The organism is Brucella sp. NBRC 12950, assembly GCF_030268145.1.
Classification (GTDB): domain Bacteria; phylum Pseudomonadota; class Alphaproteobacteria; order Rhizobiales; family Rhizobiaceae; genus Brucella.
This window is the reverse complement of sequence record NZ_BSQC01000052.1, coordinates 1-428: the sequence shown is the minus strand read 5'-3', so window position 1 is coordinate 428 and position 428 is coordinate 1. Positions and strand designations below refer to the sequence as shown.

Sequence of the window (428 nt, the reverse complement as noted above, 5' to 3'; positions counted from 1 at the left end):
ACTGGCAGGTTGGCCAGACCGGTAAGGTGGTTGCACCGGAGCTTTACATCGCAGTTGGTATTTCCGGTGCGATCCAGCATCTGGCTGGCATGAAAGACAGCCGCGTGATTGTTGCGATCAACAAGGACGAAGAAGCACCTATCTTCCAGGTGGCTGATTATGGCCTCGTTGGCGATCTCTTCACGATCCTGCCAGAGCTGCAAAAAGCGCTCTAAATGTTCGCAGATAACGAGCTTCCCGAACGCGAAAGCATGGAATTTGATGTTGTGATTGTCGGCGCAGGCCCTGCTGGCCTTGCTGTGGCTATTCGGTTTAAACAAATCAATCCGGAGCTTTCAGTCGTCGTTCTTGAAAAGGGCGGGGAAGTTGGCGCGCATATCCTGTCGGGCGCCGTCGTTGATCCAAGTGGTATCGATCAGCTTCTGCCA

At 53.5% G+C, this 428-nt stretch carries 2 protein-coding genes; both read left to right on the top strand.

Annotated elements, in window-relative coordinates; all coding sequences use genetic code 11:
- The coding region (locus QSJ70_RS27400; protein WP_285541374.1) for an electron transfer flavoprotein subunit alpha/FixB family protein at positions 1–215 on the top strand (215 nt) is incomplete at its 5' end.
- On the top strand, positions 216–428 hold a 213-nt coding region (locus tag QSJ70_RS27395), incomplete at its 3' end, for an NAD(P)-binding protein (RefSeq protein WP_285541373.1).